Origin of the sequence: Nocardia brasiliensis ATCC 700358, assembly GCF_000250675.2 — a bacterium.
Classification (GTDB): domain Bacteria; phylum Actinomycetota; class Actinomycetes; order Mycobacteriales; family Mycobacteriaceae; genus Nocardia; species Nocardia brasiliensis_B.
The window spans coordinates 7,849,473-7,863,568 of record NC_018681.1; the positions used below are offsets into that span (position 1 = coordinate 7,849,473).

Below are 14,096 nucleotides of genomic sequence, written 5' to 3' on the forward strand. Positions count from 1 at the left end.
AGCACTAGGCGCAGGGTGGGGCGGGGGCGTCTTGGAAGAGGGGGTGGGCGGTGGGTGGGGCGTAGACGACGTCGAGGATCAAGGGGGTGGGGCCTTGGTTGCGGCCGATGTGGACGTTCCAGGCGCCTTCGGGTTCGTAGATGAAATCGCCGGGGTGGTAGGTGGGGCCGGTGCAGTCGGGGCCGGGGTGGGTGAGGGTGCCGGCGCGGATGAAGCCGAAGACGGGGCCGTCGTGGTAGTGCCAACCGGTGGAACCGCCTGGGGCGATGGTGATTTCGCGAACCACCAGATCGGTGCCCGCGACGAACGGGAGCAGGCCCGCGGGGATCTGGGCTTGGGCGAGGGTGACGGCGGTGATGTCGGTGCCAGGGGTGGCGGTGGCGGTGGCACCACCGCAGACGGCCGCGCCGAGCACGATCGCCGCGCCGACCACGCGGAGGAATGGCCTCATCGCCGGAGCCTAACCGGCGCGACAACGGTGACGGAATGCGTTTTGTCGCAATTGCCGGAAAGGCACTGAAGCTGGTGAAGGGAAAGTTCACGAATTGTTCGCGCGGCGCCTGCGGTGTCGAGTTGCCCGCGACAGGCGGGCCGTACAGCATGATGCGAATGCCGTCGCATCCGCTGAACCCCGCAGGCGATATTCCGGATACCGGAATTCCGGCCGAGCTTTCCGCCGAGATGACCATGGCCGAACAGCATGATTGGCACCGGGACTATCTGCGGCGGCATCCGGTGTCGCGGCGCAATATCCTGCGCGGCGCCGCGGCGGCCGCCGCCGTGGCCGCGGTGGGCACCTCGCCGTTCGGCAGGCGCGCCTACGCGCAGGACGCGCAACTGGCGGTCGGCGGTCGGCACGTCGGTTTCGGGCCGGACGCGGCGAGTCAGCTGCGTTTCGCCGGACAGCTGTCCCGGCAACCCGCAGGTACCAAGGTTTTTCTCGATCACGGCCCGACTCCCGCGCTCGGCGCGACGGTGCAGGCCGAGGTGCGCAACCTGCTCACCCAGGTGCCGCGCAGCGACGGCGGCGTGCTCGCGGCCGAACAGTTCTACGCGCACGCGCCGGTGGACGGCCTGCCGGGCCGGTTGCCGCATTTCTACCGCTGGCGCACCTCGGACGGATTCGCCGGTGATATCCGCGCCGCCGCCCCGGCGATGCCGACCGCGCGCGCGGCGCTCCTGCCGTTCCGGTTCACCATGATGGGCGATCAGGGCACCGACGAAACCCCGGCGCAGCCGCCGGGCGTCGCGCCCGGCGATTATGACGACAAATACTACAAAGCGGACAATGATCCGTCGGCGCCGCACGCCACGAATGTGCTGCGCCAAATCGCCGCCGCCAAACCGGATTTCCATATCCTGGCCGGGGATATCGCCTACGCCGATCCGTCCGGTGCGGGTAAACCGAACCAATTCGTCCCGCACGGCGGCAAACTCGCGTCCGGCTTCGACAAGTTCAATCCGTATGTCTGGGACGTGTACTTCGGCGCGATCGAGACCAGCGCGGCGCAGACGCCGTGGATGTTCGCCACCGGCAACCACGACATGGAGGCGACCTACGGCGCGCTCGGCTACGGCGGGCACGCGGCGCGGCTCGACTTCCCCGGAAACGGGCCCGCCGGGTGCCCGTCGGCGTATTCGTTCACCTACGGCAATGTCGCGGTGCTCTCGCTGGACGCCAACGACATCTCCTATGAGATCCGCGCCAACACCGGGTATTCCGGTGGGGCGCAGACGAGTTGGGTGGAGCGCACGCTGGCCGCCTATCGGGCGGACCCCGAGATCGATTTCCTGGTCTGCTTCTTCCACCACTGCGCCTATTCGACGACAGAGGCGCACGCCAGCGACGGCGGCGTCCGCGACGCCTGGGTCGCGCTGTTCGACCGGTATCAGGTGGATCTGGTGCTGCAGGGGCACAATCACGTCTTCGAACGCACCGACCCGATCCGCGGCAATGCCGCGACCAAGGTGGCGGGCGACAACTCGATCGTCTATCCGGAGTCGGACGGCACCGTCTACTACACGGTCGGCGGCGGTGGTCGTCCCCGCTACGAGTTCCAGCCCGGCTCGCAGGAGTCCTACCGCGGCAACGAATTACCGGACACGACGGTGCCGAACAGCTACGTGTGGGTGCCCGGCGGCGGCAAGCGGGCGGAAGCGGCGGCGTGGTCGCGGGTCCGGTTCCGCAACTACTCGTTCCTGCGCGTGGACGTGCGGCCCGGCATCTTCGCCAGCGAGATGGACGTGGCGGCGGTCGACGAGTACGGCCGCGAATTCGACAAGGTCACCTACCGCCGGCAGGTCCGCGGCTAGTGCCCGGCTTCTGCTTCGGCGGCAGCGACCGCGCGTAACCGACACCGCGATCGACCCATTCGCGCAGCACCGCGTCGTCGTCGGCCGCCTCGGCGGTGACACGCAACCAGCCGGTCATGTCGCGTCCGCCCATCACCATCGGTCTCACGATATCCCGCGCGAGCAGGTCGTCGTGCTCTCGCGGGTCGACCCGGACCAGCAGTCCGCCCTGCCCGCTGGCCGCCACCGCCATATTGCCGCCGATCAGGAAGGCCAAGCCGCCGAACATCTTTCGTTCCGACAGCTCCGGCCCCGGGGTGATCATCAGCCGGATGCGATCGGCCAATTCCTCGTCATACGCCATGGCGGTATTGTCTCTCCGGGCACCGACAGGTTCGCCGGTCAAGCACCGATGGCCGCGGCGAACAGCGGCCAGGACAGGTGCACGTCGTCCTGCCAGTAGGTCCAGGCGTGCGTGCCCGCCGGGCGCAGGTTCGCGGTGACCGGAATGCCGAGCTGGTGCAGCCGATCCACGAACGGCCGGGTGCAGCCGCCGACGACGGTCTCCATCACGCCGCCGACCAGGACTCGATCGATCAGCCGAACGGGATTCCCGTCGACCCCGGTGTCGCTGATGTTGTCGTGCTCGCCGGGCGCACCGGTGCCCGAGGAGACGTACAGCGCCACCCCGCGCAGGCGTTCGGCCTGCACCGTCGGATCGTGCGCGAGCCACGCCGGATTGTCCGGCGCGCCCCACATGTTCGCGGCGTTCGCGCCGAACACCGCGAGCTGCGAGGTGACCAGCGCCTGCGCCCCGGCGTCGCTGGTGCGCGGGCAACCGCTGTAGGCCCCGACCGCCTGGTACATCCCGGGCGCGCCGATCGCCAGGTTCAGCGCCGAGGTCGCCGACATGGAAAGTCCCGCAACGGCATTGCGGCCCGTCATGTCGAACCGCGATTCCAGTAGCGGCGGCAGTTCCCTGGTCAGGAAGGTGGTCCACTGATTGCGGCCGAGCGCGGGATCGTCCTGCAGCCAGTCGGTGTAGAAGCTGGCCCGCCCGCCGATCGGCACGATCACGTTGACGTTCTTGTCCGCGAAGAAGTCCGCGACGTCGGTGCGGCGCATCCACGGCCCGCCGTCCTCGCCGCCGTCGACGGCGTTGAGCAGATACAGCGCGGGCGCGCCGGCGCCGGGGTGCGACATCCACAGGGTGATGGGCTTGTTCATCGCCGCGGAATGCACGACCACCTCTAGTTGCCGTCCGCCGAGCGGCCGCACGTCGAGGATGCGGGAATCGGGATCGGCGCCCGCCGTCACGGCCGGGACGATCGCGGCGAGCAGCACGAGCAGGGAAACCAGGCAACGCATCAGCCGGCGCATGATGTCGAGTATCTATCAGGCGGATGGCGACCCGTGGCATTCAGCGGGCGTGTTCGCCCGGCGAGTGAACACGCAGGTCGGTGATGCCATCGTCGGCGACCCCGGTCCGTTGCAGCCGTTCGGCTATCGACCAGCGAAGACGGCGCGGGAGGTCGGGCGCCACCTGGGTCAGATACGCGTACAGCCATTCGGTGCGTTCGACGAGAAACGGGAAGTCGGTGTTCATCATCTTGCGGATCACCAGCATCGGCAGTGGCGCGTCGAGCGGGCGGAAGTCCTTGTTCCACAGCCCGGATACGCCGCAGCCCGGATAGAACTGGCCGAGCATCAGCCCCTCGGCCACCACCGCGGTCTTGCGCGCCCGATGCACCGCGTCGACCGGACCGTACCGGGTGAGGTCGGGAAACAGCGTGATGGCTGCCAGCATGCCGGCGTCGCGTCCGGCGGCGGCGCGCAGCGCGCGATAGATCTCGAAGGCGTCGTCCACCGCGGCGGTCATGGTGTCGACAGCCGGTTGCGCGCCGGGCACGACGGCGACCCACAGGCTGTGATGCGTCATCGTATGGCGCACAAAGGGACACACCGGCCCGTCGCGGCCCAGGGCGGGATCCGGATGGGTCAATCGGTCGGCGAGGTACCGTAACAGCGTGCCCGCGTGGGGGTTTCGCTCCGCCCAAGCGTCCGGATCGTCGTAGACATTGCACCATTCGAGGCCGGTACGCGGCCCTACGTGGGTGCGTGGGCTCACGACCGGCCCTCGCCGGGAGTGGCGAAACCACCTGTGCGCGTGTCGAAATACACGTGGTTCACGGTTCCCGCGCCGGCACGGGTGCCGCCGTGCGCTCCAGATGGCGCGCCAGGATCGGCCCGATCACGGCGACGACGTCGGAATTGGTGAGCTGAGCGTGCGTCGCCGCCACCGGGTGTTCGATGAGTTCACCCGTGACGTAGGGCCGCCACATCTCGGCACCGAACAGCTCGGTCATCCCGCGGGTCGCCGAAAAGTACAGCAGGTCACCGTCGTACACGCCGGGACGGTAGCCGTGCGCGAGCGCCACGCCGTCCACGTAACCGCGGTGCAGCCGCTCGAGCTGGAGCGCGGACAGACCGGTGCCGAACGACGCACCCGCGCGCGCCAATTCGGCGGCGGCCTCCTCGGCACTCACCTCCGGGGCAGCGTCGGCGTCCACTGGTTCGTCACCGAGCAAGTGGGTGAGCAGGTCTCGCATCCGCGGCACCGGCGGCGGCACGGCACCGTCTGGAACGACGACGCTGTCCAGCATGGCCAGCACGCCGACGGTGGCGCCGCGCGCTCGCAGCCGCACCGCGATCGCGTGCGCGATCTGCCCGCCGAGCGACCAGCCCAGCAGGTGATACGGGCCCTCGGGTTGGGCGCGAACCATCGTCGCGACATAGCTGTCGGCAAGTTCATCGATGGTGCCGATGGCCTCGCCCTGGCCGGTCAGCGTCGGCGCCTGCAGGCCGTACACCGGCCGGTCGGTGACGTAGCGGGCCAGCCCGGCATAGCACCACGCCAGCGGCACCGCGGAATGCACGCAGAACAGCGGTGGCCGAGTGCCGTTGCCGCGCAGGGCGAGCAGCACGCCGAGCGCGTCGTCCGCAGTGTCCGCGCCGTCGTAGCCCGCGATGCGGTCGGCGAGCGCGCCGACTGTCGGCGTGGTGTACAGCCAGCGCACTGTCACCGGAACGCCGGTGGCGGCCGCCAGCTCGGCCGAAACCGCCACGCCCAGCAGGGAATTCCCGCCCAGCTCGAAGAAGTCGTCGACCAGGCCGACCCGCGACTGCCCGGTCGCCCGCTCGATCTGCGCGGCGACCAGCCGTTCGGTGTCGGTCTCGGGCGCGACGTAGGGACGCGGCGCGGCCACCGGTGACGGCAGCGCCCCACGATCGAGTTTCCCGTTGCCGGACACCGGTAGCCGGTCGAGTTCGACGAGCGCCCCGGGCACCAGCGCCGCGGGCAGGGTGCTGTGTAGTCGGCGTGCGGTGGTCACCGGATCGAACCGCGCGCCCGGCGCGGTCACCACATAGGCGACCAGGCGCGCCTCGGATCGGCCCGCGTCGGCGACAGTCACCACGGCTTGCGCGATCTCGGGTCCTGCGAGCAACGCCGACTCGATCTCGGCGGGTTCGATCCGCCGCCCGCGCACCTCCACCTGCCCGTCGGCCCGGCCGAGGAATTCGAAGGCGCCGTCCGGGCTCGCGCTCACCAGATCGCCGGTGCGATACAGCCGTTGGCCGATGCCGAACGGGTCGGCGATGAACCGCACCGCGGTGCCCGCCGGATCACGGAGATATCCGTCGGCGACCCCGAGGCCGCCGAGATACAGCTCGCCCCGCGCGCCGGGCGGCACCCGGACCAGACGCGAATCGAGCACCACGGCCAGCACGCCCGGCAGCGCCGCGCCGATCGACACCGGTTCGCCGGGGCGCATCGCCTCGGTTTGCGTTGCCATGACGGTGGTTTCGGTCGGCCCGTAACCGTTGAACAAGCGCACGTGCGGCGCCCATTCGCGAACCAGCTCCGGCGGGCACGCCTCCCCGCCGACCACCACGGCGCGCAGCCCCGGTACCGCGCTCGGCGACAAGGTCGCGAGCACCGCGGGCGTGGTGAGGAAGTGCGTGGCGCCGCTGTGCTCGAGCAACCGGGCGAGCGCGCCGCCCGCGACCACGGCCGGCGATGCCACCACCAGCCGCGCACCGGCCGCGAAACAGCTCAGCAGCTCGAGCAGGTGCGCGTCGAACGACGGCGCGTGCGCGTGCAGCACCACCGAATCTCGTTCCACCCCATAGTGTCCGAGGATGTAACCGGTCAGCGAGCCGAGACCGCGGTGGGTGACCAGCACCCCTTTCGGCGCTCCGGTGGTGCCCGAGGTGTAGATCAGATAGGCGGGGTGGTCCGGTCGTAGCGAGCGCGGCCGCTCGGCGTCGTCTATCGGTGTGCCCGCCCGGCGCACCACCTGGGTCACCGCGCGGACATCGTCGAGCAGCTGCCATTGCACGCTGCACCGGCCCGCACCCACCAGCTCCCCGGTGTCGCAGGGCAGCAGCTTACGCACCGAGGTGACCGTAAGCCCCTGACGCGCACCAGAATCCGCGATCACCGCGGCTATCCGCGCGGGTGGGTCGGCCGGGTCGATCGGGACGAAGCAGGCGCCGGATTTGGCGACGGCCCACAGCGCGAGCACCGACTCCAGCGAGCGCGGCACGGCCACGACGACGAACTCGCCGGGCCGTGCCCCGGCCGCCATCAACTGCCGGGCCCACCGCGCCGAGCGCTCGTCTAGTTCGCGATAGGTCATGGTGCGCGTGCCGTCCCGCACCGCGACGGCGTCGGGCACCAGCCCCGCCCGCAGCAGATCGGGCAGCACCCGGATCGGGCCACTCGGCTCGACGGCCACCGGCGCAGGTGGCGCGAGATCCAATGCCGGTGTGGGGCATTCGGTTTCGGCGGCCAGGAAACGCGCGAAGTAGTCCAGGAACATGCGGTGCTGCCAGGCCACCAGGTCGTACCGGTAGCGCGCCCGGTTGGCGTGGAAGTCGATGCTCACCGAACGCTCGTCCGGACCGGCCTGGTAGCCGTTGACGAGCAGGTCTTCCACCGGCCCGAGCGACAGCAGCCGTGCCTGCCCGGTCAGCGCGCCGAGGCTGAGCGGCTCGGTGAACCCGAGCACGTTGACCACCGGCCCGAAGCCGCCCCGTTCGACGTGCTGCTGTCCGCGATCGCGCTGCATGTCCTCGTAGCGGTACCGCTGATGCCGCAGCGCGCCGATCACGCGCGAGCGCACCTGCGCGATCACCGCGCCGACCGTCGCGGTGTCCAGACCGGACAACCGCAGCGGCACCACGTTCGACAGCGACCCCGCGGATCGGCGCAGCGCCGCGGTCGGGCGCGCGGTCACCGGCAGCGTGAGTGTGACCTCGTCGCGCCCGGTCATCCGCGCCAGATAGCAGGCGAACGCCGCGACCGCGAGTTCCGGGAAGGTGGCGCCGTGCGTGGCGCGGGCGGCGGCGAGCAGTTCGGCCGTCGCGGCGTCCAGCGTCGCGCTCACCCGGTGCGGTCGCGGCTCGGGCGCCGCGGGACGACCGGCCAGGCCGACCGGCTCGGTGAGCGCGTGCAGTTGCTCGCGCCAATAGTCCCGGTCCGTCCCGGCGCGTGCCGAATCCTGGTATCTGCGTTCGTCTTCCAGCAGCTCCGGCACCGTCAACGCCCGCGCGGCAGCGGACGCCTTCGACGACGTCAGCGAACTACTCACCGCCGCAACGTTTTCCATTGTCATACTGGCGTAGGAGCCGGTGCGCGGCGCACTGTCGGGGACGGCACGCGCCGACCGGCGCAGCACCCGGGTGGTCGAGCGGCGACCGGCACCGACGGGCCGTGCGGTGGCACCGGTTTCGGTCGCACAGTCGTGCACGGCGTCGAGCCGGTGCGCGGCAACGACTTCCGCACGGTAGAGCTCACCGGTGCGCCGCAGCACCGCCGCCGCGCCCACCCCGTCCAGCACGATGTGGTGGCTGCGCAAATACAGCAGGTGATGATCCGGCCCCACCTGGAAGACCGTCGCGACGGTGAGCTGATCGGTGAGCGGGTCGAGCGGTGCGCTGTAGTCGCGCTCCATCAGTTCGAGGGCCGCGGCCATCGGGTCGGCCTGGTCGGTCAGCCGCATCCGCCGGATCGGCAGCTCCGCCGCGGCGGGTACGTACTGGCGCGGATATCCGTCGACCACCCGGAAACGCAGGTGCGGCGACTGCAGTTCGTAGGCCGCGCGCCGGGCGCAGCGCGACATCAGGCCGATCTCGAGCGGGCCCGACAGGTCCAGGTACATCGCGACCGTGATCGGCACCCCCGGATGCAACTGCTGGGCCACCCACCAGCGCAGCTGCGCCGTCGACAGCGGGTACATCGGCTGCGCCGTGGCGTCGGCTCCGGTCAACACGCCTCCCTGCGATTCGGAAAGCCACCGCTGAATCATCCAGGGGCAAACTTACGGCATCCAGGCGTGAACCCTCCGTAATTCCAGCACAATCGGCGCGTGCACAGGCGCCTACCTGCCCAGATGGGCTGATCCCGACAATCGGCCCCCGCTCGGGCTCGACATCGACCGACGAACGAGCACACCCGGCGCTATACGAAGTCGCGGGCCGAAGGTACCGAGGTACGTCAGCGCACGCGCGCCCGCACCAGTTCCCGCGCGGCGACGCGATACCGGTCGGCGATGAGCCGGACCACGGCGGGATGGACCCCGATGGGTTCGGCCACGCCGTCGGCCCCGGCGTCGTGCAGCCGCTGCTGGAACAGCCCGTGCGCCAGCAGATAGGACGCGACGAAGACTCGCTGGGCACCGGAAGCACGCAGCGCGGCAACGACATCCGCGACACGCGGCGCACCGGTGGCGATATAGCCGAGGCGGACCGGCGTGTCCAGCCGTTCGGCCAGCATCGCGGCGGCACGGCGGACATCCTGGCGCGCACGGGGATCCGAGGAACCCGCGGCGGCGAACACGACCGCGTCCCCGGGCCGCCAGCCCGCGGCGCGCAGCCGCATGGTCATGATCCGGGCCAGCGCCGGGTCCGGCCCCATGGCCGGGGTGATCGCCACCGCGCCATGACCGCTGTCGGCCACCTCCCGCGGCACATCCTGATAGACGTGGTACCCGGAGGCGAGGAAGGCCGGAACGACCACGGCGGGAACGGATTCCCCCGCCGGCCCGGTCAGGTCGCGCAGCACCTCGGCCGGTGACGGGCCGAGCACGTCGACGAAAGCGGTCCGCAGCACGGGCACGGCTGCCTGCTGCGGTCCGGGAACGAGGGGAAGGGGTTCCCGGGCCGCAGCGGCATCGGCGTCGCGCCCCGAAACCGCGACGCCGAGCTCGTTGCCGACCGCTTCGGCCAGCGCGGCGATCATCTCGACGCCGCGCGCGCTCCTGGTGCCGTGCGCGACGAGCACCAGCGCGGGGGCGCTCACCACGCCCCCATGGTCTGGGCGTGCCGCAGCGGTGTACCGAAACCGGGCATCTGCGGCCCGCCGAGTTCGGGCCGCGGGTTGTTGTCGACGCATTCGGCCGCGTCCATGGCCAGCCGGTAGCCGCGCTTGACCACGGTCTGGATCGCCTTCGGCGCACCGAGTCCGGCGCGCAGCCGGGCGATCGCGGTTTCCACCGCGTGCGTGTCGTCCCCGCCGCCGGGCAGCGCGGCGAGCAGGTGCTCCCGGGAAACCACCCGGCCGGGCTGCCTGGCCAGCGACCGCATCAGCGCCATCGGCGCGGGCGCCAGCTGGCGCACCTCGCCGTCGACCACCACGCAGCCGCCGCGCACGCTCAGCGTGTGGCCCGCGGCGTAGATCCGATTGGCCCGGCGCGGCAGTTCCTCGGCGACGTGCCGGGCCAGCGCACCGAGGCGGGCCCGCCCCGGCATGGAGGTCGGCACGCCGAGTTCCTCCAGCGGCGCCGCGGTGATCGGCCCGACGCATGCGGCCAGCACCCGGCCGCGCAGCGCGTGCAACAGCCCGTCGAGCAGTCCGGTTTCCTTGGCGCGCATCAACATCGACGCGACGGCGGGCGCACTGGTGAACGTGACGCAGTCCAGGCTGGAGGTGACGATGGCCTCGATCAGCTGGTCCATCGGCTGCTGATCCGGCGGCGGCTCCCAGCGATACACCGGCACCGGCACGACATCCGCACCGGCGCAACGCAATACCTCGCAGAAGTCGGGCACCGGCTCCCACTCGGTGGTCGCGCCGTGCAGCTGCACCGCGATCCGCACCCCGTCCACACCCTCGGCGAGCAGATGATCGAGCACCTCGGCCGAGGACTCGGACGCGGGCGACCACTCCTCGCGCAGTTCGGCCGCGCGGATGGCGCCCTTGGCCTTCGGGCCGCGCGCCAGCACCCGGGTGGACGCGAGGGTGGTCCGCAGTTGCTCCGCGACACCCCAGCCCTCGGCCGCCTCCATCCAGCCGCGGAAGCCGATGCCGGTGGTGGCCACCACGATCTGCGGGGGATCCACGACCAGCTGGCGGGTCACCCGCGCCAGTTCGTCGTCGTCGGCGAGCGGAATGATGCGAATGGCGGGGGCGAACACCACGCCGGCGCCCCGGCGGACCAGCAGGGTGGCGAACTCGTCGGCGCGTCGCGCCGCCGTGATGCCGATGGTGAATCCCGCGAGACAGGCGCTTGCATCGGGAGTTGACCCGCCCGTCGCCCGGCCACCGCCCCCCATCGAGTCGCTTCGCGATGCTGTGTTCATTGGTTCATCCGTCCGAGGAAGCGAGCTCGGCAACCACCGGCTCGTTGGAAATCGACACGATGCCGTCGGTCACGCTCACCGCGTATACCGGCAGCATTGCCGATTCGTCGTCCAGGCAGCGCCCGTCGACCAGTGAGAAAGCCTGCTTGAGCAGAGGCGACGCGACGACGGGCACGCCGCCGCGGTCGCCGACGATCCCGCGCGACATGACCGCCGCGCGTCCGAACGGATCAATGTTGCCGACGGCGTACAGCATGCCGTCGGGCAGCAGGAACAGGGCGGCCTGACGGCCACCTTTCAGCAACACCGCGACGCCGCGGCCGGGGATCAGGTAGTCAAGGCGGCACGCTTGCGTCCAGCCGGTGGCGGTAGCAGCGGCAATGCCAGGGGTATCGATCACGGTCATCGGTGTCATCCTCCAAACGCCTTACTCATTGGTACCGGCGTCCTGTTTCTATGGGGTTAAGCCGTCATTTCCCGCGCGTAGCGACCGGAATATCCGGCATGCCGAGTAACACCGGCACCTTCCGTTCGCCGCTTTCGTCGAAGGAGATGGTCGGATCGGCCTCGTCCGGGGCGTTCACGAAGGAGACGAACCGGGAAAGCTTTTCCTCGTCCTCGAGCACCGCGGCCCATTCGTCGCGGTAGCCATCGATGTGCTGGGCCATGGTGGCCTCCAGCTCGTCGGCGATGCCGAGGCTGTCCTCGCAGACCACCTGCTTGACGTAGTCGATGCCGCCCTCGAGTGCCTCCTGCCACGGCGCGGTGCGCTGCAACCGGTCCGCGGTGCGGACGTAGAACATCAAGTATCGGTCGATGTACTTGATCAGCGTCTCGTCGTCGAGCTCACCGGCGAGCAGCACCGCGTGCTTGGGCGTGAGACCGCCGTTGCCGCCGACGTAGAGGTTCCAGCCGTTCTCGGTGGCGATCACGCCGACGTCCTTGCCGCGCGCCTCGGCGCACTCGCGGGCGCAGCCGGACACACCCAGCTTCAGCTTGTGCGGGGAACGCAGTCCGCGATACCGCTTTTCGAGCAGCACCGCCATGCCGACCGAGTCCTGCTGACCGTAGCGGCACCAGGTGGAGCCGACGCAGCTCTTCACCGTGCGCAGCGACTTGCCGTAGGCGTGCCCGGATTCCATGCCTGCATCGACCAACCGCTGCCAGATCAACGGCAGCTGCTCGACGCGCGCGCCGAACAGGTCGATCCGCTGACCGCCGGTGACCTTGACGTACAGGTCGAAATCCTTGGCGATCTGGCCGATGGTGATGAGCTGATCGGCCGTCACCTCGCCGCCCGGCATCCGCGGCACCACCGAGTAGGTGCCGTTCTTCTGCAGGTTCGCCAGGAAGTGGTCGTTGGTGTCCTGCAGACCCGCCTGCTCGCCCTCCAGGATGTGTTCGCTGGAGGTCGAGGCGAGGATGGAGGCGACCGTCGGCTTGCAGATATCGCAGCCGGATCCCTTGCCGTACTTGGTGATCAGACCCGAGAACGTGCGGATGCCGGTGACCTGGACGATCTGGAACAGCTCGGAACGGGACTGCTCGAAGTGCTCGCACAGCGCCTTGGACATCTCCACGCCGGACTGCTCGAGCAGCTTCTTGATCATCGGCACGCAACCGCCGCACGATGTTCCGGCGGAGGTGCACTTCTTCACCCCGGCGATATCGCAGGCACCCTCGGCGATCGCGCCGCAGATATCGCCCTTGGACACGTTGTTGCACGAGCAGATCTGGGCATCGTCCGGTAGTGCATCGGCGCTCAGTTCCGCGCCCGCGGGCGAGATCAGCGCGGCGGGCTCGGCCGGTAGCGGACGACCCACCAGCGGGCGCAGCGACGCATAGGCCGTCGCGTCGCCGACCAGGATGCCGCCGAGCAGGATCTGCGCGTCGTCGGACACGACGAGCTTGGCGTAGGTGCCCTTCGCGGCGTCGTGCAGCACGACGGACAGCGCGCCCTCGGTGGTGCCGTGCGCGTCGCCGAAGCTGGCCACGTCGACCCCGAGCAGCTTCAGCTTGGTCGACATGTCCGCGCCGGGGAATTCGCCCGCGCCGCCGAGCAGGCGGTCCGCCACGATCTCGGCGGTGGTGTAGCCGGGCGCGACCAGGCCGTAGCAGGTGCCCTCGACCGCGGCGCATTCGCCGACGGCCCAGATGTTCGGATCGGAGGTCTGCAGGCCGAGGTCGGTGATGATGCCGCCGCGGGGGCCGACCTCCAAGCCGCTGTCGCGGGCGATCTGGTCCTGCGGACGCACACCGGCGGAGAACACGACCAGCGCGGCCTCGATCACCGACTCGTCCGACAGCGTGACCCGCACGCCCTGGTCGGCGGCTTCGATCGAGGACGTGCCGACACCGGTGTGCACCGCCAGGCCGAGATCGGTGACCAGGCGCTCCAGGATCGCGCCGCCGCCCTCGTCGATCTGCGCCGGCATCAGCCGGTCGTTGTACTCGATCACGTGCGGCGTCAGGCCGAGCAGCCGCAGCGCGTTCGCGGCCTCGAGGCCGAGCAGGCCGCCGCCGACCACCACACCCACCGCGCCGGGCCCGGCGGCCTCGGCGGCGGCCCGGATGCCGTCCAGGTCGTCGAGGGTGCGATAGACGAAGCACTCGGGCAGGTCGTGCCCGGGAACCGGCGGCACGAACGGGTACGAACCGGTGGCGAGCACCAGCGCGTCGTAGGAGAGGGTCTCCCCCGTCGACGTGGTGACCTTGCGGGCGTCGCGGTCGATGCTCTCGGCGCGCTGGCCGAGGCGCAGCTCCACCAGCGCGTCGCCCGCGTACTCGTTGCCGGGCAGCGCCAGCTCCGCGGCGTCCCACCTGCCGACGTACGAGGACAGGCCGACTCGGTCGTAGGCGGGCAGCCGCTCCTCGCTCAGCACCACGACCTGCCACTGCCCCGCCTCGTCCCGCGCACGCAACGCCTCGACGAACCGGTGCCCGACCATGCCGTGGCCGACGACGACGGCGGTCTTGCGGGTGGACGGTTCGAATGGGTGATTCATCGGGGTGCTCAAGAAGGGCCTCCAAAGATCCGGTTGGCCCAACGGTAGGAAACGGGTATTGCCGCAATGCTGCGCGAAATGACCGGCGCATCAACGGTTGCTCACGGTTATCCGAATCCGGGCGTGAGTTCGCCGGTAAGTTACGCCCGTGTGACA

The 14,096-nt window shown here is 70.3% G+C and carries 10 protein-coding genes; 1 reads left to right on the forward strand and 9 read right to left on the reverse strand.

The annotated features are described in order from the left end of the window. Positions 1-4 precede the first annotated feature (4 nt). Entirely contained in the window at positions 5-451 is a 447-nt protein-coding gene (locus O3I_RS34930; protein ID WP_041563065.1) for a cupin domain-containing protein, read from the reverse strand. 158 nt (positions 452-609) lie between these two features. Here O3I_RS34930 and O3I_RS34935 point away from each other — a divergent pair, with 158 nt between their 5' ends. Further along, positions 610-2,313 (forward strand): metallophosphoesterase, encoded by a 1,704-nt coding sequence (locus O3I_RS34935; RefSeq protein WP_041564746.1) that lies wholly within the window; start codon positions 610-612, stop codon positions 2,311-2,313. Here the strand turns inward: O3I_RS34935 and O3I_RS34940 are convergent. The 8 genes from O3I_RS34940 to nirB all read right to left on the reverse strand — a co-directional run bounded on the left by O3I_RS34940 (position 2,285) and on the right by nirB (position 13,940). Continuing rightward, positions 2,285-2,656 (reverse strand): TfoX/Sxy family protein, encoded by a 372-nt coding sequence (locus tag O3I_RS34940; protein WP_014987757.1) that lies wholly within the window; start codon positions 2,654-2,656, stop codon positions 2,285-2,287. The two genes, O3I_RS34935 and O3I_RS34940, sit on opposite strands and share 29 nt — an antisense overlap. Before the next feature lie 38 nt (positions 2,657-2,694). Further along, positions 2,695-3,672, reverse strand: a complete 978-nt coding sequence (locus O3I_RS34945) for an alpha/beta hydrolase (protein ID WP_014987758.1) — start codon at positions 3,670-3,672, stop codon at positions 2,695-2,697. A gap of 40 nt (positions 3,673-3,712) precedes the next feature. Then, positions 3,713-4,420 carry a DUF6875 domain-containing protein gene (locus O3I_RS34950; protein WP_041563066.1) on the reverse strand — a complete coding sequence of 236 codons (708 nt, stop codon included), beginning with the start codon at positions 4,418-4,420 and terminating at the stop codon, positions 3,713-3,715. Between the two features lie 58 nt (positions 4,421-4,478). Next, positions 4,479-8,627, reverse strand: coding sequence for an amino acid adenylation domain-containing protein (locus O3I_RS34955; protein WP_424769561.1), 4,149 nt, complete (start codon positions 8,625-8,627; stop codon positions 4,479-4,481). A 224-nt stretch (positions 8,628-8,851) separates the two neighbouring features. Further along, positions 8,852-9,655: a sirohydrochlorin chelatase gene (locus tag O3I_RS34960; RefSeq protein ID WP_041564748.1), complete on the reverse strand. Its 804-nt coding sequence runs from the start codon at positions 9,653-9,655 to the stop codon at positions 8,852-8,854. Further along, positions 9,652-10,908 carry a uroporphyrinogen-III synthase gene (locus O3I_RS34965; RefSeq protein WP_014987762.1) on the reverse strand — a complete coding sequence of 419 codons (1,257 nt, stop codon included), beginning with the start codon at positions 10,906-10,908 and terminating at the stop codon, positions 9,652-9,654. Before O3I_RS34965 ends, O3I_RS34960 begins: the two co-directional genes overlap by 4 nt. A gap of 31 nt (positions 10,909-10,939) precedes the next feature. Continuing rightward, the gene (nirD, locus tag O3I_RS34970; RefSeq protein ID WP_014987763.1) at positions 10,940-11,341 is read right to left on the reverse strand and encodes a nitrite reductase small subunit NirD; all 402 of its coding nucleotides are present in this window, start codon (positions 11,339-11,341) and stop codon (positions 10,940-10,942) included. Positions 11,342-11,405: 64 nt separating this feature from the next. Next, positions 11,406-13,940 carry a nitrite reductase large subunit NirB gene (nirB, locus tag O3I_RS34975; RefSeq protein WP_014987764.1) on the reverse strand — a complete coding sequence of 845 codons (2,535 nt, stop codon included), beginning with the start codon at positions 13,938-13,940 and terminating at the stop codon, positions 11,406-11,408. Positions 13,941-14,096: the final 156 nt, after the last annotated feature.